The organism is bacterium Scap17 (assembly GCA_013376735.1).
GTDB lineage: Bacteria > Pseudomonadota > Gammaproteobacteria > Pseudomonadales > Halomonadaceae > Cobetia.
Window position 1 is genome coordinate 127,373 of sequence record VINJ01000001.1, and the last position, 22,566, is coordinate 149,938.

22 protein-coding genes are annotated in these 22,566 nt (G+C 64.8%); 8 read left to right on the forward strand and 14 right to left on the reverse strand.

Features of this window, described 5'->3' with window-relative positions:
* Positions 1–31: 31 nt before the first annotated feature.
* On the forward strand, positions 32–1,306 hold the full coding sequence (locus tag FLM52_00590) for a TRAP transporter large permease (GenBank protein ID NVN54319.1): 1,275 nt from the start codon (positions 32–34) through the stop codon (positions 1,304–1,306).
* Positions 1,307–1,436: 130 nt separating this feature from the next.
* Entirely contained in the window at positions 1,437–1,886 is a 450-nt protein-coding gene (locus tag FLM52_00595) for a D-tyrosyl-tRNA(Tyr) deacylase (protein ID NVN54320.1), read from the forward strand.
* A gap of 99 nt (positions 1,887–1,985) precedes the next feature.
* On the opposite strand, the gene FLM52_00600 is transcribed toward FLM52_00595, so the two are convergent.
* From FLM52_00600 to FLM52_00625, 6 genes are all read right to left on the reverse strand, one after another.
* The gene (locus FLM52_00600) at positions 1,986–3,074 is read right to left on the reverse strand and encodes a TRAP transporter substrate-binding protein (GenBank protein NVN54321.1); all 1,089 of its coding nucleotides are present in this window, start codon (positions 3,072–3,074) and stop codon (positions 1,986–1,988) included.
* A 187-nt stretch (positions 3,075–3,261) separates the two neighbouring features.
* Entirely contained in the window at positions 3,262–4,668 is a 1,407-nt protein-coding gene (locus FLM52_00605) for a TRAP transporter large permease subunit (protein ID NVN54322.1), read from the reverse strand.
* Positions 4,668–5,237: a TRAP transporter small permease subunit gene (locus tag FLM52_00610; protein ID NVN54323.1), complete on the reverse strand. Its 570-nt coding sequence runs from the start codon at positions 5,235–5,237 to the stop codon at positions 4,668–4,670. The genes FLM52_00605 and FLM52_00610 overlap by 1 nt, the downstream gene beginning before the upstream one ends.
* A 572-nt stretch (positions 5,238–5,809) precedes the next feature.
* Positions 5,810–6,640 (reverse strand): EEP domain-containing protein, encoded by an 831-nt coding sequence (locus FLM52_00615; protein ID NVN54324.1) that lies wholly within the window; start codon positions 6,638–6,640, stop codon positions 5,810–5,812.
* Positions 6,640–7,284: a thiol:disulfide interchange protein DsbA/DsbL gene (locus FLM52_00620; protein ID NVN54325.1), complete on the reverse strand. Its 645-nt coding sequence runs from the start codon at positions 7,282–7,284 to the stop codon at positions 6,640–6,642. The genes FLM52_00615 and FLM52_00620 overlap by 1 nt, the downstream gene beginning before the upstream one ends.
* A gap of 277 nt (positions 7,285–7,561) precedes the next feature.
* Entirely contained in the window at positions 7,562–8,179 is a 618-nt protein-coding gene (locus tag FLM52_00625; protein ID NVN54326.1) for a cytochrome c4, read from the reverse strand.
* A 439-nt stretch (positions 8,180–8,618) separates the two neighbouring features.
* Between FLM52_00625 and FLM52_00630 the strand changes: the two genes are divergently transcribed.
* The gene (locus FLM52_00630; GenBank protein ID NVN54327.1) at positions 8,619–9,308 is read left to right on the forward strand and encodes a YihA family ribosome biogenesis GTP-binding protein; all 690 of its coding nucleotides are present in this window, start codon (positions 8,619–8,621) and stop codon (positions 9,306–9,308) included.
* 139 nt (positions 9,309–9,447) lie between these two features.
* Here the strand turns inward: FLM52_00630 and FLM52_00635 are convergent, their stop codons facing one another.
* The 8 genes from FLM52_00635 to argH all read right to left on the reverse strand — a co-directional run bounded on the left by FLM52_00635 (position 9,448) and on the right by argH (position 16,522).
* Positions 9,448–9,795, reverse strand: a complete 348-nt coding sequence (locus FLM52_00635) for a hypothetical protein (GenBank protein NVN54328.1) — start codon at positions 9,793–9,795, stop codon at positions 9,448–9,450.
* A gap of 189 nt (positions 9,796–9,984) precedes the next feature.
* Positions 9,985–10,680 carry an HAD family hydrolase gene (locus FLM52_00640; GenBank protein NVN54329.1) on the reverse strand — a complete coding sequence of 232 codons (696 nt, stop codon included), beginning with the start codon at positions 10,678–10,680 and terminating at the stop codon, positions 9,985–9,987.
* Positions 10,681–10,700: 20 nt separating this feature from the next.
* The gene (locus FLM52_00645; GenBank protein NVN54330.1) at positions 10,701–11,795 is read right to left on the reverse strand and encodes a tyrosine recombinase XerC; all 1,095 of its coding nucleotides are present in this window, start codon (positions 11,793–11,795) and stop codon (positions 10,701–10,703) included.
* A complete protein-coding gene (locus FLM52_00650; protein NVN54331.1) occupies positions 11,792–12,583 on the reverse strand; it encodes a DUF484 family protein in 792 nt (263 codons plus the stop codon). Before FLM52_00650 ends, FLM52_00645 begins: the two co-directional genes overlap by 4 nt.
* 81 nt (positions 12,584–12,664) lie before the next feature.
* Positions 12,665–13,495 (reverse strand): diaminopimelate epimerase, encoded by an 831-nt coding sequence (dapF, locus tag FLM52_00655; GenBank protein ID NVN54332.1) that lies wholly within the window; start codon positions 13,493–13,495, stop codon positions 12,665–12,667.
* Positions 13,495–14,766: a diaminopimelate decarboxylase gene (lysA, locus tag FLM52_00660; protein NVN54333.1), complete on the reverse strand. Its 1,272-nt coding sequence runs from the start codon at positions 14,764–14,766 to the stop codon at positions 13,495–13,497. The genes dapF and lysA overlap by 1 nt, the downstream gene beginning before the upstream one ends.
* 59 nt (positions 14,767–14,825) lie before the next feature.
* A complete protein-coding gene (locus FLM52_00665) occupies positions 14,826–15,035 on the reverse strand; it encodes a lipoprotein (protein ID NVN54334.1) in 210 nt (69 codons plus the stop codon).
* Positions 15,036–15,127: 92 nt separating this feature from the next.
* Complete coding sequence (gene argH / locus FLM52_00670) at positions 15,128–16,522, reverse strand: argininosuccinate lyase (protein ID NVN54335.1); 1,395 nt, start codon at positions 16,520–16,522, stop codon at positions 15,128–15,130.
* A gap of 176 nt (positions 16,523–16,698) precedes the next feature.
* On the opposite strand from argH, the gene hemC reads away from it, so the two are divergent.
* From hemC to FLM52_00695, 5 genes are all read left to right on the forward strand, one after another.
* Positions 16,699–17,745: a hydroxymethylbilane synthase gene (hemC, locus tag FLM52_00675; GenBank protein ID NVN54336.1), complete on the forward strand. Its 1,047-nt coding sequence runs from the start codon at positions 16,699–16,701 to the stop codon at positions 17,743–17,745.
* A gap of 10 nt (positions 17,746–17,755) precedes the next feature.
* Entirely contained in the window at positions 17,756–18,640 is an 885-nt protein-coding gene (locus FLM52_00680) for a uroporphyrinogen-III synthase (protein NVN54337.1), read from the forward strand.
* Positions 18,641–18,685: 45 nt separating this feature from the next.
* Positions 18,686–20,227, forward strand: coding sequence for a hypothetical protein (locus FLM52_00685; protein ID NVN54338.1), 1,542 nt, complete (start codon positions 18,686–18,688; stop codon positions 20,225–20,227).
* Positions 20,224–21,447: a heme biosynthesis protein HemY gene (locus FLM52_00690; protein ID NVN54339.1), complete on the forward strand. Its 1,224-nt coding sequence runs from the start codon at positions 20,224–20,226 to the stop codon at positions 21,445–21,447. Before FLM52_00685 ends, FLM52_00690 begins: the two co-directional genes overlap by 4 nt.
* Before the next feature lie 400 nt (positions 21,448–21,847).
* Positions 21,848–22,519 carry a DUF2780 domain-containing protein gene (locus tag FLM52_00695; protein NVN54340.1) on the forward strand — a complete coding sequence of 224 codons (672 nt, stop codon included), beginning with the start codon at positions 21,848–21,850 and terminating at the stop codon, positions 22,517–22,519.
* Positions 22,520–22,566: the final 47 nt, after the last annotated feature.

Consider the following 22,566-nt stretch of genomic DNA (forward strand, 5'->3'; position numbering starts at 1 on the left):
ACACTTCATTGACCCAGGGACGGAAGCTGCGATGTGGATTCTGCTCGTGATGGTGGGGCTGCTGTTGCTTGGGGTACCCATGATGGTGCCATTGAGCGTCGGCACCTTTTTCTTGTTGTTCAGCGATTTTCCCTTCCTCAAGCCGGAGCTGGTGATCCAGCAGATGATCGGTGGCCTGCAGCCGGTGGTGCTGACGGCGGTGCCGATGTTCATTCTGGCGGCCGATATCATGCTCAAGGGCTCCACTGCCCAGCGCCTGCTGGATCTGGTCGAGCGCTTCGTCGGCCACTGGCGCGGCGGCCTGCCGGTGACCACCGCGCTGGGCTGCACTCTGTTCGGCGCGGTGTCCGGCTCCACCCAGGCCACGGTGGTGGCGATGGGGCGCCCGCTGCGCCCGCGGCTGCTGGAAGCCGGTTACAGTGACAAGTTCACCATCGCATTGATCATCAATGCCTCCGATATCGCGCTGCTGATTCCGCCCTCCATCGGCATGATCATCTACGGCGTCGCGACCGGTACCTCGGTGGGTGACCTGTTCATCGCCGGTATCGGCCCGGGGCTGATGATCCTGGTGCTGTTCTCGCTCTACTGCATGTGGAAGTCGTGGAAGCTGGGCATCGCTCCACAGCCCAAGGCGGACTGGCCCGCACGCCTCAAGGCCTTGAAGCGCGCCAGCCTGCCGGCGGGCTTCCCGGTGATCATCATCGGCGGCATCTACTCGGGCATGTTCTCGCCGACGGAGGCCGCCACGGTCTCGGTGATCTATGCGCTGATTCTCGAGATGCTGATCTATCGCGGCGTGACCCTGAAGGACCTGCCCGGTGTGGCCTTTTCCACGGGGCTGATCACCGCGGTGGTGTTCATCCTGGTGGCAGCGGGCGCGGGCTTCTCGTGGATGATCTCCTTCGCCAAGATTCCGGATGCCATCCTCGGCGGCTACATCCCCTACCTGTCGGAGCATGCGCTGGCGCTCTTGGCGGTGATCGCGGCGGCCTACTTCGTCGGCTGCATGTTCGTGGACCCCATCGTGGTGATCCTGATTCTGGCGCCGGTGTTTGCGCCGGCAGTCGATGCCGCCGGGCTGGACCCGGTGCTGGTCGGCACCCTGGTCACCCTGCAGGCGGCGATAGGTTCGGCGACTCCGCCCTTTGGCTGCGACATCTTCACTGCGGTGGCGGTATTTAGAAAACCGTACATGGAGGTCATCCGAGGGACGCCGCCCTTCATTGCCCTGCTGTTGCTGGCGACGGTGCTGTTGATGCTGTTCCCGCAGATCGCGCTGTTCCTGCCCAGCCTCGCCAACTAGCAGCGCCTCCCATCCTCTCAAGTAACACCTGTCGCGCCCCGCAGGCTCAGTCTGCGGGGCGTTCGCGTCTGGTATGCTCCGAGCACGAAATGTCATGAATCAACATCCATCTCTTGAAGGAGCAAGCGGCATGCGAGCATTGATCCAGCGCGTCACACGGGCAGAAGTCGTGGTCGAGGGCGAGAGCGTCGGCGCCATCGAAGGCGGTCTGCTGGTACTGGTAGGCGTCGAGAAGGGCGATGACGAGGCGCGTGCCGACAAGTTGCTGCACAAGCTGCTGCATTATCGGGTCTTCGGTGACGAGAACGACAAGATGAACCTCAACGTCCAGCAGGCGGGCGGCAGTCTGCTGCTGGTCTCGCAGTTCACGCTGGCGGCGGACACCGGCAGCGGCATGCGTCCCAGCTTCTCCTCGGCGGCGCCACCGGCGGAGGGCGAGCGGCTGTTCACCTATCTGGTCGACAAGGCGCGTGAGCGCGGGAGAGAGCTCGGGGTGGGAATCGAGACCGGACGCTTCGGCGCCAACATGCAGGTCTCGTTACTCAATGACGGGCCGGTGACCTTCCTGCTCGAAAGCTGATCGCGCAGACCCAAAAAAGCCGCCCCCGAGGGGGCGGCTGCAAGCATTGGATGACGGGACTGCGCCGCCTCGCGGGAGCGCGGCGCAGGTAACGCGGTCTTACTGCACGCCTTCCGGATTACGTGCGTTCAGGTAGGCCTGTTCAGAGACCTCATGCCACTTCTCGACCTTGCCTTCGAAGGTGGTATAGGACTCGTAGATGCGGCCGGCCAGATCGTTGGACTCGCCGAGTTTCTTGACCACGTCGCCGGACAGTTCACGTGCCTTGTCGAGCACGTCCTGCGGGTAACGGCGCAGCTCGACCTTGTGCTCGTTGAGCAGTGTCTCGAGGGCGTCGTTGTTGCGCGCGGTGTACTCGTCGAGCATGTCCTGGTTCACGTCACGTACCGCGGAACGCAGGATGGCCTGCAGGTCCTTGGGGAGCTCGGCCATGGCGTCGTCGTTGACGATGGCCTCGAAGGTGACGGTCGGCTCGTGCCAGCCCGGATAGTAGTAGTACTTGGCGGCCTGATAGAGACCGAAGGCCAGGTCGTTGTACGGGCCGATCCACTCGGTGGCATCGATGGCACCGGACTGCAGCGAGGTGAAGATCTCGCCGCCCGGCATGCTGACCGTCGCCACGCCCATCTGCTGCATGACATCGCCACCCAGACCCGGGATACGCATCTTCAGGCCATCGAGGTCGGCGACCGAGTTGATCTCCTTGTTGAACCAGCCGCCCATCTGCACGCCCGAGGCGCCACCGGCCATGACTTCGACGCCGAACTTGTCGTAGACCTCGTTCCACAGCTCCAGGCCGCCGCCGTAATGCAGCCAGGCGTTCATTTCCTGCGCGGTCATGCCGAAGGGGACGGCGGCGAAGAACTGGGCTTCCGGCGCCTTGCCTTTCCAGTAGTAGGAAGCCGAGTGACCGATCTGCGCGGTACCGGAAGAGACGGTATCGAGTACCTCGAAGCCCGGCACCAGCTGGCCTGCGCCATAGACCTTGATCTTGAGGCGGCCGTCGGACATTTCGTCGACCAGACGTGCGAGGCGTTCCGGCCCCTGGCCCACCCCCGGGAAGTTCTTCGGCCACGAGGTGACCATCTTCCAGGTGAAGGTATCGGCGGCGTTGGCAACGGCCGGCAGGGTGCCCATGGCGGTCATGGTGCCGACGGCGATACCGAAGGCGAGTTTGTTGAGTTGCATGGCATGCTCCTTGAAGTGCCCGATTGTTGTTGTGCACCGGTCAGTGACCGGTGCTGGGCAAGAGGTGGGCCGCGAACGGCTCCCGTGCATCTGCATGAGCCGACTGGCGGCTCTCCCATCAGCTGACGGGGCAGGCCCCGCCAATTCAGTTGCTGCTCTGTCCTTGTACTGTCTCGTCAGTCGTGGCTTAGAACTGGGCCGGCAGCCAGGTGGCCAGGCCCGGGAAGGCGGCCAGCGCACCCAGCATGCACAGCTGGATCAGGATGAACGGAATGACACCCTTGTAGATCTGCTTGGTGCTGACTTCCTTGGGGGCCACGCCGCGCAGGTAGAACAGCGCGAACCCGAAGGGGGGCGTGAGGAAGGAGGTCTGCAGGTTGATGGCGATCATGATGCCCAGCCAGATCGGGTCGAGGCCCATGGCCAGCAGCACCGGACCGACGATCGGTACCACCACGAAGGTGATCTCGATGAAGTCGAGGATGAAGCCGAGGAGGAAGATCACCAGCATCACCACCAGGGTGGCACCGATGACGCCGCCGGGCATGTTCTCGAAGATCTCGGTGACGACCTCTTCGCCGCCGAAGCCGCGGAATACCAGCGAGAACAGCGCGGCACCGATCAGGATCAGGAACACCATCGAGGTGACGTTGGTGGTGGAGCGCACCACTTCCGTCAGGGTCTTCAGGCTCAGCTTGCGGTTGGCGAGGGCCAGCATCAGTGCACCGAAGGCGCCCACGGCAGAGGCTTCTGTCGGGGTCGCGAGACCGCCGAGAATCGAGCCGAGCACACAGACGATCAACACGATCGGCGGCACCAGCCCCTTCATCATCAGCCAGAAGATGCTGCCGGTATGCCCCAGCTCTTCCATCAGCGAATCACGGTCGACGGCCGGCGCCTTTTCCGGTTTCAGCCAGGCGACCATGGCGATGTAGACGATATAGGCGAGCACCAGGATCAGGCCCGGAATCAGCGCGCCGATGAACAGGTCACCCACCGAGACGGTCTTCGGACTCCAGATGCCCATCGACAGCTGGGCCTGCTGATAGGCGGAAGACAGCACATCGCCCAAAAGGACCAGCGCGATGGACGGCGGGATGATCTGCCCCAGGGTGCCGGTGGCACAGATGGCGCCGGTGGCCAGTGACGGGTCATAACCGCGCTTGAGCATGGTCGGCAGTGACAGCAGGCCCATGGTGACGACGGTCGCGCCGACGATACCGGTGGAGGCGGCCAGCAGCATGCCGACGATGGTCACGGAAATCCCCAGTCCGCCACGCAGCGAGCCGAACATCAGCGCCATGGCGTCGAGCAGCGTTTCGGCGACCTTGGACTTCTCCAGCAGCACGCCCATCAACACGAACAATGGCACGGCCAGCAGGGTCTGGTTGGTCATGGTGCCGTAGAGGCGATTGGGCATCGCGGACAGGAAGCTGGCATCGAATACGCCCTGGGTAATGCCGAGGGCGTCCAGCCCCATGCCGAGTCCGGCGAAGGCAAGCGCGGTACCGGCCAGTGACAGCGCCACCGGATAGCCCAGCATCAGGACGATACAGATACACACGAACAGCAGCAGTGGCATGATCTCGAGCATTACACCAGCTCCTCATCGTGGTCAGGGGTGTCATCGCTCGCATGCGGGGAGGGCAGGCGGCCCATCAGGAACAGCAGGTGTCGGCCGGCTTCCGCCACGCCTTGCAGCATCATCAGGATGGCGATGGCTGGAATCAGGGTCTTGAGCAGGTAGACGCCCGGAAGGCCGCCGGATTCGGGGGAGGCTTCCTTGATGTCCCAGGAATCGCCCACGTAACCGAGGCTGGAGAGCAGGATGAATGTCATCACCGGGAACAGCAGGAACAGGGTGCCGCCGAGATCGACCCACGACTTTCCGCGGTGCGACATGCGCTGATAGAAGATATCCACCCGCACATGGCCGTCGTGCTTGAGCGTGTAGCTGGCGGCGAGCAGGAAGACGGCCGCGTGCATGTACATCACGGATTCCTGCATGGGGATGCTGTTGATATTGAAGACGTAGCGCAGCATCACGATGATGAATTCGACCAGCATCATGATGACGACCAGCCAGGATACGCAGCGTCCCAGCCCCTCGGTCATGCGGTCGAGCCCTGTGAGCCAGCCGGGGGTAGAGGCATTGGCAGACATGGAGTCCCCTTGGCCTGCGGGTAGCAGGTGATGATTGTTGGTGTTGTTGTTGCTTTGCCGACAGCGTTTGCTGTGTCTTTGCCAAGCGCTTGTGTTGCAAGCGATTGCTGGCAAGGTCGCCAATTCAGATGTTGCTCATGTTGTGGTCAGTCGCGGTGTGCAGCAAGCCGTGATGGCATTGCTTTGAACAACGCTATTCCACGCTTCATCCCTGTAAGTGACGTCGCTCGGATGCGGCATGTCATCAGTCATCGCTAAGTCAACGATTAATCCACGTCATTGGCAGACAAAGAGTAGCGAGCGGCGCCACAACAACAAATGGATCATTGGTCTGACAGGCGGCTTTTGCCTTTGCTTGCAGTGAGATAGGCGAGGCAATGCCGGCAGTGATGCATGGGAGCGCTCGAGGAAGGACGCGGGTGGGTCGCGTTATGCGTATCAAACCGAAGCCGGCGGGAGCTTGAGTCGTGAAAGCTAGACGGGTGAGCCACGCGGTAAAAGGGATGACATTCGGGGAGCGGTATCAGAGTGTCAGGCGTCAGAGATGCATGGCTGAGAGAGGCGCCGGAAAGTCAGGCGAGCCCGATTGCCTTGCGGCATGCGGCTGGCAGATGGACTTCTACCGCAAGCGGCAGATGGTCGGAGAACAGGTGTGACAGCGTGGTCGGGTGGCTCAAGCGCAGCGTCGAGGAGACCAGGATATGGTCGAGTCCACGGCGTGGTTGCCAGGCCGGGTAGCTGTTGATGGCCTTGCTGGGGCGGGAATCGAGTGCCTCGTTGAACGCCTTGTGCTGACGAAGCTGGGCCAGCGTGCAATTGAGGTCGCCCATCACGATGACATGCTTGAGGGGCGCGATCAGCTCGCCAAGGTACTGCAGTTGACGATGCTGGATACGGGCACCGAGTGCCAGGTGAGTCACGAAGACATGCAGAGCGTGTTCGCCCTCCCCGAAGCGGGCATGGATGGCCCCGCGTCCCGGTAGGGTGCCGGGCAGGCTGTGCTCTTCGAGATGGCTGATCGGCAGGCGCGACAGCAGGCCGTTGCTGTGCTGAGCCAGGCGGCCCAGATTGCGGTTGAGCTGCTGATAGCGATGCGGGAATTCGGCCGTCTCGGCTAGTGAATCGACCTGATTGACGTTGCCGGAGCGGAAACTGCCCCCATCCACCTCCTGCAGTCCGACGATGTCGTAGGGCGTGATGGCGGCGGCGATCAGCTCCAGACGCTTGCGGCGCATCGGGTGGGGCAGCACATGCTGCCAACCGCGGGTGACATAGTGATGCCACGCCGCGGTATGGATACCGACCTGCATGTTGAAGGTCAGCAGACGCAGGGGAGGTGCCGTCTCGTCGAGTCCGGCACCTTCCGTGGCGCTGGCGGCCACTGAGTCAGCAGCCGCTGCCATCAAGCGGCGTCCTTGCTGCCGGCTTTCTCTTCACGCACCTGCTCGACCAGCTCGTCGGTGATCTTGAGCATGTTCTGCAGTGAACCAGCCGTGCTCGGCGAGATGACATAGCGGCCATCGACGATCAGTGCCGGTACGCCCATGATCTTGTAGGCACGCATCTGGGCGTGGGCCTGATTGACCTGGCTCTTCACGCCGAAGGAGGTCAGCGACTTCTTGGCGTTTTCTTCGCTGACGCCGTAGTCGCTGTAGAACTTGGCGATATCATCCGGATCGGTCAGGCGCTGGTGGTCCTGATGGATGGCATCGAAGAAGGCCTTGTGGGTCTCGTCGAGGATGCCCAGGTCCTTGGCGGCATAGAAGGCATAGGCGTGCTTGACCCAGTCCTGCCCCATGGTGGCCGGCAGGCGGTTGAAGGTCACGTCGCTCGGCAACTCATCGACCCACGGCTCGAGGCTGGATTCCAGCGCGTAGCAATGCGGGCAGCCATACCAGAATGCCTCGACCACTTCGACGTTGCCTGCCGGCGCATCGGTCTTCACCGGCTCGTCGAGCACCTGGTAGTCCTTGCCAGCTTCAGCGGCGAAAACGCTTGCTGACAGGCCAAGGCCCGCCACCAGAGTCAGTAGGGGTTTCCACTTCATGGAACATCTCCATCGGATTGAGGCATGCCCGGTGATGATACCCGGCAACATTAGTGATGCATCGAGTATGCGTGTCAGCCACCACCGCTGTCGAGACTGCCGGGCGGGACACGGCGGATCACTGTCGGGCCAGCCTAGCGCGACAAGGTTGACCGCTGGATGAACGCCGTTCGAGCAAGCCCCGTACAAGGCGTCGCTTGACCACGCCCCTTGAAAGGCGTGCTGGTGCTGGTCGTCATCAAGTCAGTCATACGCGACACCCGGCTGAACGGATGCCTCAGCGCAGGCCGTGGAGATATTCGGCCACCTGCTGCATATCGCTGTCACTCATGCGCGCGGCGATGCTGCTCATGATGGCGTTCGGGTCGTTGTCGCGGCTGCCGTCGCGGAAGGCCTTGAGTGCTGAGACGGTATAGGCGGGGAATTGCCCGGCCAGCGCCGGATAACCTGCCGAGTCGATGCCTTCACCGCGCGGACCATGACAGGCTGTGCAGGCCGCGATGCCACGCTCGAGCGAGCCGGCCCGATACAGCACCTCGCCTGCACGGGCCGCCTCTGGCTCGGCCTGACCACGATTGGCGGGCTGCGCGGCGTAATGGGCCGCGATATCGGCGATGTCCTGATCGCTCAGGTTGTCGGCGATACCGGCCATCTGCGGCACCGAGCGGCGACCATCCCGGATGTCGGCCGTCTGCTTGCGCAGGTAGTGGGCCTGCTGGCCAGCAAGATGGGGGAAGGCCGGCGTCGGCGAGATGCCCTGGGCGCCATGACAGGCAGCACAGACGGCAGCCTTGGCCTTGCCTGCCGCGGCATCGCCGACCAGCGACTCGGCGGCGGCCCCCGTCGGCAAGGTGGCGGCCAATGTCGTGGCAGCAAGTGCCAGCAGCAGGCGCAAGGGGCGCTCGGGGATCTGCCTTGGTCTCATCAGCTCATCCATTTCACTGGTCCCTGTTTCACGAAGAGGCCCGTTCGGGGCTTGTATCATCCGGCGTGGATGGTGGCCTCTGTCATTTCCCCGGTGCCCGCGCCGTGCTGCGCGCGGTGAGAAGTGCCCCCCGCTCTCGCAGCCCGTGAGAGCAGGGTGGTACACTAGGCCTCATGATCGCCATGCTGACCTTGCAGGCAGTATAGCGAATCCCCTCAGGGCGCGTGAGCGTGCCTGTCGTCAGTCGTGTCATCGCAGTTATCCAGTGCATCTTCCCGCTGTCGTCGGCAAGTTGCAGCGCCGATGGCAGGGCAGGCGGCACTCTTTTCGTTACACCGGTCGTTTCTTCTGCTCTCTCGTGATGTCGCGCGGGCGAGACGTCCGCCTTCAACAGGTATTCAGAACTCCCATGGCCGAATCAGCTCCTTCGACCCCCAAGCTCCATTATCGTCAGGCGCGCTTCCTGATCAGTGCCGCGACTCTGGCCCAGTGCCCGACGGACGTGGGTGCCGAAGTGGCCTTCGCGGGTCGCTCCAATGCCGGCAAGTCCAGCGCCATCAATGCGCTGACCTCGCAGAAGGCGTTGGCCCGTACCTCCAAGACTCCCGGCCGCACCCAGCTGATCAACTATTTCACCATCGGTGAAACGGGCCGCCATCTGGTCGACCTGCCCGGCTATGGCTATGCCAAGGTGCCGGACAAGGTGAAGCGCGAGTGGCAGTCACATCTGTCCAACTACCTGCGCAACCGCCAGTCGCTGCGGGGCCTGGTGCTGCTGATGGATGTACGCCATCCGCTGTCCGAATTCGACCAGATGATGCTGGGCTGGGCCGATGAGGCCAGGATGCCGGTGCATATCCTGCTGACCAAGGCGGACAAGCTGAAGCGCGGGCCGGCGGCGGCAAGCCTGCAGAAGGTGCGTCACGCGCTCAAGGAATGGGAAGACCTGGTCACCGTGCAGCTGTTCTCGTCGCTGAAGTATTCCGGTGTGGAGCAGGTGCATGCCAAGCTTGACGAGTGGCTGGCGGACCCGTCGGTGGTGGACGGCGTGGAAGAGGTGGCGGGCGACGAGGCACCGCAGGACCCCTTCGACGACTGAAGGTGCAAGACGATCTGGGGCGAAGCCTCGAACTACGCCACCTTGCATGACGAAACGGCCACCCCTCGGGGTGGCCGTTTGCGTTACGACAGGCACGCTGTCACTCACCTCTGCACTTTTGCGCTTCCCCCGGGGCCCATTACATGAACAGGCTGCGCGGTGCGCTGGGAATGGGGTCAAGGCGGGTCAGAGAGCTCGTCTCCCTGGGCGCCGAGAGAATATGCGGGGCCTTCACCACAGGCTCGACGACTTCCGGCATCGTCACGGCCTCGCTGGGGGCGAGCAGGCTGCGCATGGCCTCCTGTGGTGAGGCTGCCGGCACCTCTTGCGTGCTGGATTGCAACGTCGCGAGGCTGACACGTCCACTGTAGACCGCCACGATGACCAGCAATGCGGATACCAGTACGATGGCCACCCCTTTCAGCAGGTGCGGCTTCTGGGGAGAGAAAGGTGACACGCGGTAGCGCGGAAGTGAGTGATTGCTCATGCTGGCCTCTCCTGTTGACGTCGAGGTGGCAGGCATCTCCCAGCGCAGTCTCAGGAATCTCAGACAGGATTCAACATCGACGACGCCGGGAAACTTGTACATGAAATATGGTTGAAGCGTCATTTTTGTACAAGTTTTAATTCACTCAGTCATTCCGCTACTTGCTCTGCCACTCAGTCATTCCCTCACTCAGTCATTCAGGCGCGCAATCAGCGCCGGCAGTTCGCGAACGTGCGAGATGACATGTACACCTGTCGGGACGGGGCCCGGGGCACCCTGACCCTTGACGTCGATCCAGGCAGCCTGCATACCCAGGCGCGCGGCAGGCAATGCATCCTCTTTCCATGAGTCACCGACATGCAGGGTGGTGGAGGGGCGGCTGCCCAGGCGTGCCATGGCGGCGAGGAAGGGGCGTGCATCCGGCTTGGGCGCCAGCCATTCGCCGGCGGCGATGCTGAACTCGAAGTGATGGTCCAGCGCGAGGCGAGCCAGGTCGACATTGCCATTGGTGATGGCACCAAGGCGGTAATCGCGGGCGAGTGAGTCGAGCAGCTCGCTGGCTTCCGGGAAGGGCGTCAATTCGTGGCGCAGCGCCAGGAAGCGCTCGATGGCGGCGCGTGACCAGTGGCCCGCCTGCTCATCATCATGCCCGGCATCGCGCAGCATGGCGTGCATGGCCTCGCGGCGCAGCCAGGTGAAATCACCGCGGCGTAGCGGGTGCTCCAGACCCAGCGCCATGCGGCGGCGGGTGTATTCCTCGAGGGGGAAGTCGTTGGCATGTCCGATTTCGCCATCCAGCCAGGCGTAATGCTCGGCCTCGGCGCGCTCCATCACCGCGCGATTTGCCCAAAGGGTGTCATCGAGATCGAAGGTCAAGGCCGTCAGGCGAGGTGCGTTGGCAGGCGTCACAGGGTGTCATCCTTGAGCGGGGCATCAATTGGGGAGGTGGCGTCGGTGTCTGATGTTGCCGTCGCTGATCCGCGCTGGCGGCGGGCGCGAGGGTGGGCCTGATCATAGGCGCTGGCCAGTTGCTGCCAGTCGAGGCGCGTGTAGACCTGGGTGGTCGAGAGGTGGACGTGTCCCAGCAGTTCCTGCACGGCGCGCAGGTCGCCGCTGGATTCGAGCAGATGGCTGGCGAAGGAGTGGCGCAGGCGATGCGGGTGCAGATGCTCGGGCAGGCCGCGTTCTTTGGCCTGCGCCACCAGCCGGAGCTGAACCCCACGCTGACCGAGGCGGCTCCCCTGCTGGCCGACGAACACTGCCGGCTCGTCCTGGGCGGCGAGCTGGCCGCGCACCATCAGCCAGGCATCCAGCGCCTGGCGGGCGCGTGAGCCGATCGGCAGCTGGCGGGGCTTGTCGCCCTTGCCGCGCACGCGCAGGCGGCGGGTTTCCAGCATGTCGAGGTCGAGGCTGACCAGCTCCGAGAGACGCAAGCCCGCGCCGTAGAGCAGTTCCAGCATTGCCTGATCGCGGATCGCCAGCGGCGTGCCGTCATGCGGGCAGTCGAGAAAGCGCGCGAGGCTGTCGATATCCACCGGGCGTGGCAGGTGGTCCGGCAGGCGCGGGGTCTGCACCAGCCCCGCCGGGTTGTGTGGCAGCACATCCTGCTCGACCAGCCAGCCACAGAAGCGGCTAATCGCTGCGCGCCGCCGCGCCAATGAGCGTGGCGCGAGGCCACGACTGCGCTCGGCCCCCAGAAAACGCCTGAGTGTCGGGACGTCCAGCGCCTGCCAATCCTGCGGCAGGGGCGCCGCGTCCTTTTCACCAGCGGCGCTGCTGTCCGCTGCGGGGCGCAGCATGAAGGCGGTCAACGCCTGCAGATCACGCGCGTAGGCGCTGACGGTCGCGTGGCTGCTGTCGAGGGCAAGCTCTGCCAGAAATTCCCGACAGGTAGCGGACAGCGTCTGCTCGGCGGCAAGGGGATCGGCGTTGCTCGCTGAGGCGCCTTCGGTGGAGGTATCGGCGGCTGAGGCGCCGTGGACCGAGTCGAGGCGGCTCATCGGCTGGCCTGGTCGTCACGGCTCGAGGTGCGCAGAGGCGGCTGGCCCGGGGCATCGCGGCCCAGGCAGCGGGCCAGCACGTCGCCGAGGTACTCGGGAAACAGGGTGTCGAGACCGGCACGGAACTGCTCGGCGTCGGCACTCGCCACCACCAGATAGCCCAGACACTCACCACGGGTCAGGCGCACGATGACGGCGGAGCCGCGCGTGGCATCGGTCTGGCTTGCATCGACGAGGTCTGCACAGTCGGCGCCGAGTGGCCACTGATGATCGGGCAGCAGGGCCTCCCAGCGCGTGCGTGGCATGGCCAGGCAGCGGCTGGCACGACCCTCGAGCAGCCGCTCGAACTGCTCGCCGCGCGCATCCTCAAGCGCCCGACGCGGCGGCTGTGCCGAAGCATCGGCATCGCGCTGCCACAGGCAGACGGCTGCGATGTCGAACAGCTCGCTGAGGCGTGTAGACAGCGTTTCGGCCAGCGCATCATCGGACTCGGCATCGAGCAGATCCAGCACCAGCTGACGCAGGCGCTGATAGCGACTCTCGTTGTCGCGCGCGGCGGTCAACAGCTCCTCGAGGCGCTCTTCTGCCTGATCGGTCCGCCCGCGCAGGTCATGTACCAGCCGCTCCAGCAACGAGATGCTGCCGCCGCGCGCTTCCGGGTGTGGCACCCGCATGCGTTGCAGCAACCCTTCACGCCCCTCGAAGAAGTCGGGGTGCGTGGCCAGCCATTCGGCGACTCGATCCGGGTCCAGCGTGCGCGGGCGACGTGACACGGGTGACTCGGCCATGTGGGGCTCCTTGCGGACGGTTTGGTAGCGAGACGCTGTCGGTCATGTTTCCGGCAGCGTCCCTCGGCTGGGGCAGGCGATCTACAGAATGATGCGGCCTTCGAAGACGGTCTCGGCGGGACCGGTCATGAATACCGGCTGGCCGTCACCAGCCCATTCGATGCTCAGGGTGCCGCCGGGCAGCGTGACGTTGACCGGGCTTGCCAGCAGGCCACGGCGAATGCCGGAGGCGACCGCCGCACAGGCGCCGGTGCCACAGGCCAGCGTCTCGCCGACGCCGCGCTCGAAGACACGCAGGCGCGCCTCATGCGGCGTGACGACCTCGAGGAAACCGGCATTGACGCGCTTGGCGAAGCGCGGATGCGCCTCGATCCGCGGACCCAGCGTCAGTACCGGGGCCTGTTCGACACTGTCGACCAGCAGCACCGCGTGGGGGTTGCCCATCGAAACGACGCCGATTTCCAGCGTCTCACCGTCGACCTCCAGGGTGTGCACCGGCAGGTCGGCCTCGACCTCGAAGGGCAGCGCGGCGGGGGCGAAGCGCGGCGCGCCCATGTCGACGCGCACACGACCATCCTCGGCCACGACCAGGGTCAGCGGGCCGCCGGCCGTCTCGACGCGAATCTCGCGCTTGGTGGTCAGGCGCTGTTCACGCACGAAGCGCGCGAAGCAGCGCGCCCCGTTGCCGCAGTTCTCGACTTCACTGCCATCGGCATTGTAGATGCGATAGCGGAAGTCCATGTCCGGGTCGCGGGGCGGCTCGACCACCAGCAGCTGGTCGAAGCCGATGCCGAAGTTGCGATCCGCCAGACGGCGGATATCGGCATCGCGCAGGCGACTGCGCTGCGAGATCAGGTCAATGACCATGAAGTCATTGCCCAGTCCGTGCATCTTGGTGAAGTTCACCAGCATCAGGCATCACCTTCCGGCAGCAATTGCTCGCCGGTCCACAGTTCTTCGAGGCGCTCACGACGACGCACCAGGTGCATCTCGGGGCCATCGACCATCACCTCGGCAGGGCGACAGCGGCTGTTGTAGTTCGAGGCCATCACGAAGGCGTAGGCACCGGAAGAGCGCACGGCGAGCAGGTCGCCCGGCGCGATGGCCAGTTCGCGGTCCTTGCCGAGGAAGTCACCGGTCTCGCAGACCGGGCCGACCACATCGTAGATGGCGGTCTTGCGCGCCTCGCGCGTGTCGACGGTGACGATGTTCTGCCACGCCTGATATAGCGACGGGCGGATCAGGTCATTCATGCCGGCATCGATGATGGCGAAGTTCTTTTCTTCTCCGGGCTTGAGGTACTCGACGCGGGTCAGCAGCACGCCGGCGTTGGCGGCGATGGAGCGACCCGGTTCGAACAGCAGGGTCATCTCGCTGCCATGCTCATAGCGGGCCAGACGCTCCAGCAGGGCGCTGGCGTAGGCGAAGGGCTCCGGCGGGGTCTCGCTCTGGTAGGGCACGCCGAGGCCGCCGCCGAGGTCGAGGTGCTCGATGACGATGCCACGCTCGCGCAGGCGATCCAGCAGAACCAGCAGGCGTTCGAGGGAATCGAGGAAGGGCGCCAGCTCGGTCAACTGGGAGCCGATATGGCAGTCGGCACCGACTACCTGCACGTGCTCCATGGCGTTGGCGATCTCATAGACCTCCAGCGCCTGCTCGACCGGAATGCCGAACTTGTTGGCCTTGAGGCCAGTGGAGATGTACGGGTGGGTGCCGGCATCGACGTCGGGATTGATGCGCAGTGATACAGGCGCGACGCGTCCGAGACGGCCCGCGACGGCGTTGAGGCGCTCAAGCTCCGGCAGCGATTCGACATTGAAGCACTTGATGTTCAGCTCCAGCGCACGCTCCATCTCGCCTGCCTGCTTGGCAACGCCGGAGAACACCACCTTGGCGGGGTCGCCGCCGGCCTTGATGACGCGCTCCAGCTCTCCGGCGGAGACGATGTCGAAGCCGGCGCCCAGACGTGCCAGCACATTGAGCACCGCCAGGTTGGAATTGGCCTTCACGGCATAGCAGATGAGATGCGGGTGGTCGCCCAGCGCATCCTGATAGGCCTTGAAGTGGCGCTCGAGCGTGGCACGGCTGTAGACGTAGCACGGCGTGCCGAACTGCTCGGCCAGCGTGGCGAGCGAGACGTCTTCGGCGTGCAGCACGCCATCCTGATAAACGAAGTGATTCATGATCCGGCCTGCAAGATGTCGCGCCGGCGGGCATCACCCGCCGGAGGTGAATGAGGGGCTCAGGCGTCGCTGCCGGAAGTCCCGGCGGCTGCGGTGCTCTCTGTCTCGGAGGCGTCAGGTGCCGTGGCGGGGGCCTCGGCACGCTGGCCGCCGGCATCGGCGTCCGCCGGCAGGTAGAGCGGGCCTTTCTGGCCGCAGCCGGCCAGCAGGCCGGCACCCAGCAGCAGTGCCGCGAGGGTGCGAAGGGTATGACGGGCGGACTGGCTCATCAGATGACGCATCGGGCGGCCTCCTGGCAGCAAGCGATAGAGCGATGCGGACCCGGTCACCAGCGGTGGCGACCAGGCCCGAAAGAGGATGATCAGGCGCGCGAGGCCAGGGCGTCACGCGCACGCTGCACGGCAGCGCGGACCTGGTTCGGCGCGGTGCCACCGATGTGGTTGCGCGCCGCGACGGAGCCTTCCAGCGTCAGCACGTCGAAGACGTCCTGCTCGATGGTGTCGGAGAACTGCTGGAGCTCTGCCAGGGTCATCTGGGACAGGTCGCGCTGCTGTTCGATGCCAAAGGCGACGGACTTGCCGACGATCTCGTGGGCATCACGGAAGGCGACGCCCTTGCGCACCAGATAGTCCGCCAGGTCGGTCGCGGTGGCGAAGCCCTTGCTGGCCGAGGCGTACATGTTCTCGGACTTGGCGCGGATCGCCGGGATCATGTCGGCGAAGGCACGCAAGCTGCCGCGCACGGTATCGATGGTATCGAACAGCGGCTCCTTGTCTTCCTGATTGTCCTTGTTGTACGCCAGCGGCTGGGACTTCATCAGGGTCAGCAGGCTCATCAGGTGGCCATAGACACGGCCGGTCTTGCCGCGTACCAGCTCCGGCACGTCCGGGTTCTTCTTCTGCGGCATGATGGAGGAGCCGGTACAGAAGCGGTCCGGCAGGTCGATGAAGTCGAACTGGGCGCTTGTCCACAGCACCAGCTCTTCGCTCATGCGTGACAGGTGCATCATCAGCAGACTGGCGAAGCTGGTGAACTCGATGGCGAAGTCACGGTCGCTGACCGAATCGAGGCTGTTCTCGGTCGGTCGGTCGAAGCCGAGCAGCTCGCTGGTGACGTGACGGTCGATGGGGAAGGTGGTGCCGGCCAGCGCCGCAGCGCCCAGCGGCAGCACGTTCATGCGTGTGCGGCAGTCACGCAGGCGGTCCTGGTCGCGGGCGACCATTTCCTGCCAGGCCAGCAGGTGGTGACCGAAGGTGACCGGCTGGGCGCTCTGCAGGTGCGTGAAGCCCGGCATGATGGTGTCGGCTTCCCGCTCGGCCAGCCCCAGCATGCCTTCGCGCAGGCGAGTCAGCTCGGCGTCGATGGCGTCGATCTCGTCACGCAGATAGAGGCGGATGTCGGTGGCGACCTGGTCGTTGCGGGAGCGGCCGGTGTGCAGCTTCTTGCCGGTGATGCCGATCTTGGCGGTCAGGCGTGCCTCGATGTTCATGTGCACGTCTTCCAGTGCCACGGACCACTCGAATCCGCCGCGTGCGATCTCCTCGCTGATTTCCTTCAATCCCGCGATGATGGCGTCGCGTTCTTCTTCGCTCAGCACGCCGACACCCGCCAGCATGGTGGCGTGGGCGATGGAACCCTGGATGTCTTGCTGCGCCATGCGCTGATCAAAATCGACGGAGGCGGTGAAACGTGCCACGAAGGCATCGGTCGGCTCGCTGAAGCGGCCGCCCCAGGACTGATTGGTAGATTCGCTCATCGGGATCTCGAATTGTGGTGACGTGTCCAGAGTTCGGCGTCCGGTGCACGGTCGCGCAGCCGGTATCGTTGACCTTGGAGTGTACCAGACTCCTGCGCGTGGGCGAGGGGCCGCGGCCAGTCCGGCGGATCGCAGGAAAGCGTGCCACGGATTTTCCCCCTGAGGTGACTGGCTTTATGATAAGTGTCATCAGAGGGCGTCGCTGTCCGTCAGTCAGGTTCGCTCAACCACTTCGCATCAGATGGCGTGGATTTCGCGCCAGCAAGGAGAACGCCGTGCCCCGCCGTGAGATTCTGCGTATCGCGACCCGCAAGAGCCTGCTCGCCCTGTGGCAGGCCGAACACGTCAAGGCGCGACTCGAGGCCCTGCATCCTGGCTTGAGCGTCGAGCTGGTGCCGATGTCGACGCGTGGTGACAAGATTCTCGATACCCCGCTGGCCAAGATCGGCGGCAAGGGGCTGTTCGTGAAGGAGCTGGAAGAGGCGATGCTCGACGGTCGCGCCGATATCGCCGTGCACTCCATGAAGGACGTGCCGATGCACTTCCCGGAGTCGCTGGGACTGGCGGTGATTCTCGAGCGTCACGCCCCGACCGACGCCTTCGTGTCCAACACCTGTGCCAACTTCGATGCCCTGCCGCAGGGCGCGCGCCTGGGCACCTCCAGCCTGCGTCGTGGTCTGCAGGCCAAGGCGGCACGCCCGGACCTGGAAGTATTGAGCCTGCGCGGCAATGTCCAGACGCGTCTCGGCAAGCTGGATGCCGGCGAGTTCGACGCCATCATCCTGGCCACTTCCGGCCTGCAGCGCCTCGAGCTGGAGGCGCGCATCACCGCCGAGATGGACGCCGAGACCTGCCTGCCGGCCTGTGGTCAGGGCGCGCTCGGCATCGAGTGCAACCTGCAGGACGAGGAGATTCTTGCGCTGCTCGAGCCGCTGGCCCATGAAGGCTCCAGCCGTTGCGTGCTGGCCGAGCGCGCCATGAACACGCATCTGGAAGGTGGCTGTCAGGTGCCGATCGGCGGCTATGCCGTGCTCGAGGAAGGTGGCAGTCAGCTGTGGCTGCGTGCGCTGGTCGGCAACCCCGACGGAACGGTCATCCTGCGCGCTGAAGCGCGTGGTCCGTCCGACGCGCCTGAAGCGCTGGGCGTCGCCGTCGCCGAAGACCTGCTCTCCCAGGGCGCCGGCGAGATTCTGGCGGCGGTCTACGGCGACGCTCGTGGCTGAGGTGCCAGCGATGGCGAAGGCGTCGCGTCTTGAGGTGTTGACGACGCGGCCGGGCTCGCGCGGAGCGGTTCTCGATGCGATGCTGAGCGAGGCCGGCTGCGAGGTGGAGTGCCTCAAGCTGATGGCGCTCGAGGCCTTGCCACTGGAACCCGCCGCGCGCCAGGCGATCATCGATGTCGATCTGTATCGCGGCGTGATCGTGATCTCGCCCCAGGCCGCCGGTTATCTGGCCGATTGGCTGGAGGAGTGGTGGCCGCAGCTGCCCGAAGGCATCAGCTTCTATGCCGTCGGTGCGGCCACGGCCGAAGTGCTGCATTCGCGGCTGGGCGTGCCGGTGCGTGTTCCGCCGCGCGCCACGCGCGGTGAGCATGCCGAGCGCGATGCGCCGGTCGGTACCACCAGCGAAGCCTTGCTGTCGCTGCCGTCGCTCAGGACGCTTGCGGGGCAGCGCTGGTTGCTGGTGGCCGGTGAAGGCGGGCGTCCGCTGCTGGAAGAGACGCTGGTGGCACGGGGCGCTCAGGTCACGCGTCTGGCACTTTATCGACGCCTTCCGTTGGCTTTGTCGCCGCAACAGGCTGGCCGTCTGGCGGCGGGCGCGTATGATGCAATGGTGGTGACCAGCAATGAACTGCTCGAGACGGTGATGGCGTCGGTGACGCCGCAGGCCTTGCACCAACCGCTAATCGTGTCGAGCCACCGTTTGGCTACACTGGCACACGCTCATGGTTTCGAGCGCGTGACGGTCGCCGAGGACGCTTCACCCGGGGCCCTGACGCAGGCAGTACTTCGCGCCTGCGCCCCCATCAGCAAGACTCGCCATGCAGTGACCGGCGCCACTGCGCCTGGTCCGCGTGAGGCCATCGATTCCCAAGAATCCGGAAAAGGGCAAGCGTAGATGAGCAACCGAGAACACGATCAGGAAGATAACGGCTCTGCCGGCATGACGCCCGGCAAGTCGGGCGACAAGGATGCTGCCGCTCGCGCATCAGATGCTTCTTCCGCTTCCGGCGTTTCCGCCGATGACACTGCCTCTGGCCGCCCTGGCGCCGAGGCCTCCCGTTCGTCCTCTTCCTCGTCATCCGACACGGCTGATGCCCCGCGCGAGCGTCGCTCGCGAGGTGGGCGCAATCGTCGTGGGCGTGGCAAGGGACAGGGCAGCTCCTCCTCTTCAACCTCATCCTCCACTGCCAGTGAGTCCACGCCCGTGAGCCAGACTTCAGACGACAACGCACCGACGCCTTCCGGCGCAAAATCGCCGCTTCCGGAGCGTAGCGAACCCGCCAAGGAGGCGTCTGCCGCCAAGCCGAGTGCTGGCAAGGCCTCTTCCAGCAAGGCCTCTTCCAGCAAGGCGTCTCCCGGCAAGCCCTCCACACCGGCTGGCAAGACGGCCAGCGCCGGTGGTGCAGGCCTGGGTGGCACGGCGGCGCCCGGCGCGGCGGCGCCCGGCGAGCCGCAGGGCAAGAAGAGCAAGGCCGGCAGCATCGCGCTGGTTCTCGTCATCCTGCTGGCCATCGTGGTCGCGGTGCTGGCGTGGTTCGGCTGGCAGCGTCTGAATGCGCTGCCGGATGCCCAGGGCCTCGACAAGCAGGTCAGCGAGAGCGTGACCCAGCAGGTCGGCCAGGTCTCCAGCAAGGTCGAGGGGCTGTCGAGCACGCTCGAGAAGAACGAATCCCGCGTCAGCGAGCTCGACAAGCGTCTGTCCAGCGAAAGCCAGGACACCGAGCAGGCTCTCAACAAGGTGCTCGAGGAGCTCAGCAAGTCCCAGCAGACCGACGCGCGTGACTGGCACTATGCGGAAGCCGAGTACCTGCTGCGCCTCGCCAACCAGCGTTTGCAGCTGGAGCGTGACGTGAACGGTGCCGATGCGCTGCTCGAGAACGCCGATGCGCGCATCGCGGCGGCCAACAATCCGGCGCTGCTGCCGGTGCGCAAGGCCATCCAGTCCGAACTGGCCAGCCTGGACAGCGTGCCGCGCGTTGATCGCAGTGGTATCTATCTGGCGCTGCTCGCCGAGCAGGAACAGCTGGCGCGTCTGCCGCTCAAGCAGGACGTGGCCGAGATCGCCGCCAAGGTCGAGAATGACGCAGCGCCGACAGGCGGTTGGCAGCAGCAGCTGGCCCGCTTCGGCAACGAACTGAAGGACCTGGTCACGGTGCGTCGTCATGACGAGGCACTGGAAGCCCTGATCACGCCGGAGCAGGAATCCTACCTGCGTCAGAACGTGCGTCTGGTGCTGGAGCAGGCGCAGCTGGCGCTGCTCAAGGAAGAGCCGCAGCTCTATCAGGCCGCCATCGACAAGGCCATCACGCTGGTCGATGGCTACTACGACACCAAGACCGATGGCGTGCAGAATGCCGTCGCCAAGCTGGAAGAGCTCAAGAGCAAGACCATCCGTCCGGAGCTGCCTGACATCTCCGCCTCTCTGAGCAAGCTGCGTGAGCTGATTGAGCGTCGCGCCCAGCAAGGGGGTGGCAACGCATGAGAGTCCTGATACTGCTGATCATCATCGGGCTGGCCATCGGTGCACTGTTCGGGCAACTGATGCAGGCCTTCCCGGGCTACTGGCTGATTCGCGTCGGCGATACCTCGGTCCAGACCTCCTTCTGGTTCGGCTTGATCCTGCTGTTCGCGGGCTTCGTGGTGCTGCACTTCGGTCTGCGCCTGCTGTCGCGCTTCGCGCATCCGTTCTCCCGTCTCAAGGTGTGGAACAGCCGTACCCGTCACCGCAATGCCACGCGCAAGACCGTACGGGGGCTGGTGGCGCTGGCCGAAGGCCGCTGGAAGCGGGCCGAGAAGTCACTGACCCACTCGGCGGAAGATTCCAGTACGCCGCTGGTCAACTACCTCTCCGCTGCCCTGGCCGCGCACTATCAGGGACGTTTCGAGCAGGCGGATACACTGCTCAAGCGGGCGCATGAGTCCACCCAGGGCTCCGAGAGTGCCGTGGGTCTGGTGCAGGCACAGCTGATGCTGGACCGCCAGCAGCATGAACAGGCGCTGGCGACCCTTACGCGTCTCGACAAGCAGCTGGGCGAGCACCCGCAGGTGCTCAAGCTGCTCAAGCAGGCCTATCTGGCGGTCAATGACTGGGATGGTCTGCGTCGCCTGATGCCGCGTCTCGACAAGCAGGACCTCATCTCCCCCGAGGAGAAGAAGGAGCTGGAACAGCGTGCCTATGTGGCGCTGATCCAGCAGGCCGCGCGCAATCCGGAGGACATCGAGCGCGTGCGCAACCTGTGGGCCGACATGCCGGACCACCTGCGCACCGACGTGAATCTGGTCGCGCTCTACGCCGAGGCGCTGATCGCCGGTGGTCAGGAAGGTCTGGCCGAGCGTCTGCTGCGTCACTCCCTCAAGGAGTGCTGGGATTCGCGTCTGGTGCTGCGTTACGGCCTGCTGGACGTGGATGCACCGCGTCAGCTGGTGTATGCCGAGAAGTGGCTGCAGGAGCGTCCGAATGATCCGGATCTGCTGCTGTCGCTGGGCCGACTGGCCCTGCGCAACGCCAGCTGGGGCAAGGCTCAGGAGTACTTCGAGGCTAGCCAGCGCCAGCGTCCGAGCGGTACGGTGTGTGCTGAACTCGCGCGTCTGTTCGCCAACCTGGGCGAGCACAACAAGAGTCAGCTCTACTACCGTCAGAGCGTCGAGCTGCTGGATCGCTCACTGCCGGCCCTGCCGCAGCCGAGCAAGGACAACGTCTGAAGAGCGGCCGCCTGGTGCCAACCAAGACATGACAGGCGTCATGCAGGCTGGCGGCCAAGACACTCGGCGGCTTGCACGATGTTTCCTTGTTTGATGAAAGCTATTGCCCAATTGCACCGGCCGCGCTGTCGGCCGGTGATGCAGGTTTCTCTCCGGGGTATCCACGTTCACACGCTGTGTGACGGGATGCCCTTCTTTTTGCCCGCATGATGGGCGCTGTGGGCATTCTCGCCCAGGCTTTCGTCCTGTCAGCGCGTCGCCGTGAGGTGTCGGCGGGTGCATGTTCGCGTGGGCATAGTCGGTGCCGGATTTCTCGTTGCTGATCCGGCAACGATGTGTCCGGGCCTGCACGGCCAGAGCGTGAACGTGTGGCGCTGGCTGGAAGCGATTCCGCCGTGCGATGATTCTGCGTGTCGGATGCGCCCATGCACGTGGCGCATCTACGGGCCGGGTCCGGTCCGTTTCCCCAAGCGATGATGGAGTCTGCATGTTGCATAAGTCCCTGGCCCTGATGGGCGCCTCTGTACTGGCCGTGTCACTGGCCGGTTGTGCCGCTACCGGTAACAGCTCTTCCAGCAACACCGCCAGCTCTTCCAGCTCCTCGAGCTCCATGATGAGCCTCGCCAGCAGCATGCTGAGCAGCCAGACCGGCCAATCCCTGCCGGCGGCCGACCTGATGTCCAGCCTGACCTCCCAGCTGGGTGTGTCCTCCACTCAGGCGCTGGGTGGCTCTGCTGCCATGCTGGCTCTGGCCCAGTCCCAGCTTGGTACCAGCGCGACCTCCGAGCTGTCCACTGAGGTGCCGCAGCTGTCCAGCTTGACCAGCAGCAGCTCGCTGTCCACGCTCTCCAGCCTGGCGAGCCTGAGCGGCAACGACAATGCCACGGCATTGGCCAGCACCGTCGGCAATGTCGATGACAGCGCGTCTCTGGACAGCGCCTTCTCCGCGCTGGGCATGGATAGCAGCATGGTCTCCCAGTTCGCGCCGGTGCTGCTCAGCTACATGGGCGGCGAAGGCGTCAGCTCGACGCTGCTGAGCTCGCTGTCCAGCATGTGGGGCACCGGCTCCTGAGCCAGCCTCGCGCATGAGGTGTGAGGCAGCGTTTTATGTCCGCACAT

Coding starts and splice junctions, on each gene's coding strand:
- FLM52_00690 (NVN54339.1), top strand. CDS start 20,224: ATGAGAGTCCTGATACTGCTGATCATCATCGGGCTGGCCATCGGTGCA.
- FLM52_00680 (NVN54337.1), top strand. CDS start 17,756: ATGGCGAAGGCGTCGCGTCTTGAGGTGTTGACGACGCGGCCGGGCTCG.
- FLM52_00600 (NVN54321.1), bottom strand. CDS start 3,074: ATGCAACTCAACAAACTCGCCTTCGGTATCGCCGTCGGCACCATGACC.
- FLM52_00610 (NVN54323.1), bottom strand. CDS start 5,237: ATGTCTGCCAATGCCTCTACCCCCGGCTGGCTCACAGGGCTCGACCGC.
- FLM52_00590 (NVN54319.1), top strand. CDS start 32: ATGTGGATTCTGCTCGTGATGGTGGGGCTGCTGTTGCTTGGGGTACCC.
- FLM52_00630 (NVN54327.1), top strand. CDS start 8,619: ATGGCCGAATCAGCTCCTTCGACCCCCAAGCTCCATTATCGTCAGGCG.
- FLM52_00685 (NVN54338.1), top strand. CDS start 18,686: ATGACGCCCGGCAAGTCGGGCGACAAGGATGCTGCCGCTCGCGCATCA.
- argH (NVN54335.1), bottom strand. CDS start 16,522: ATGAGCGAATCTACCAATCAGTCCTGGGGCGGCCGCTTCAGCGAGCCG.
- FLM52_00620 (NVN54325.1), bottom strand. CDS start 7,284: ATGAAGTGGAAACCCCTACTGACTCTGGTGGCGGGCCTTGGCCTGTCA.
- FLM52_00635 (NVN54328.1), bottom strand. CDS start 9,795: ATGAGCAATCACTCACTTCCGCGCTACCGCGTGTCACCTTTCTCTCCC.
- dapF (NVN54332.1), bottom strand. CDS start 13,495: ATGCTGGTGAACTTCACCAAGATGCACGGACTGGGCAATGACTTCATG.
- hemC (NVN54336.1), top strand. CDS start 16,699: ATGATAAGTGTCATCAGAGGGCGTCGCTGTCCGTCAGTCAGGTTCGCT.
- FLM52_00605 (NVN54322.1), bottom strand. CDS start 4,668: ATGCTCGAGATCATGCCACTGCTGCTGTTCGTGTGTATCTGTATCGTC.
- FLM52_00645 (NVN54330.1), bottom strand. CDS start 11,795: ATGAGCCGCCTCGACTCGGTCCACGGCGCCTCAGCCGCCGATACCTCC.
- FLM52_00695 (NVN54340.1), top strand. CDS start 21,848: ATGATTCTGCGTGTCGGATGCGCCCATGCACGTGGCGCATCTACGGGC.
- FLM52_00615 (NVN54324.1), bottom strand. CDS start 6,640: ATGGCAGCGGCTGCTGACTCAGTGGCCGCCAGCGCCACGGAAGGTGCC.
- FLM52_00595 (NVN54320.1), top strand. CDS start 1,437: ATGCGAGCATTGATCCAGCGCGTCACACGGGCAGAAGTCGTGGTCGAG.
- FLM52_00650 (NVN54331.1), bottom strand. CDS start 12,583: ATGGCCGAGTCACCCGTGTCACGTCGCCCGCGCACGCTGGACCCGGAT.
- lysA (NVN54333.1), bottom strand. CDS start 14,766: ATGAATCACTTCGTTTATCAGGATGGCGTGCTGCACGCCGAAGACGTC.
- FLM52_00665 (NVN54334.1), bottom strand. CDS start 15,035: ATGAGCCAGTCCGCCCGTCATACCCTTCGCACCCTCGCGGCACTGCTG.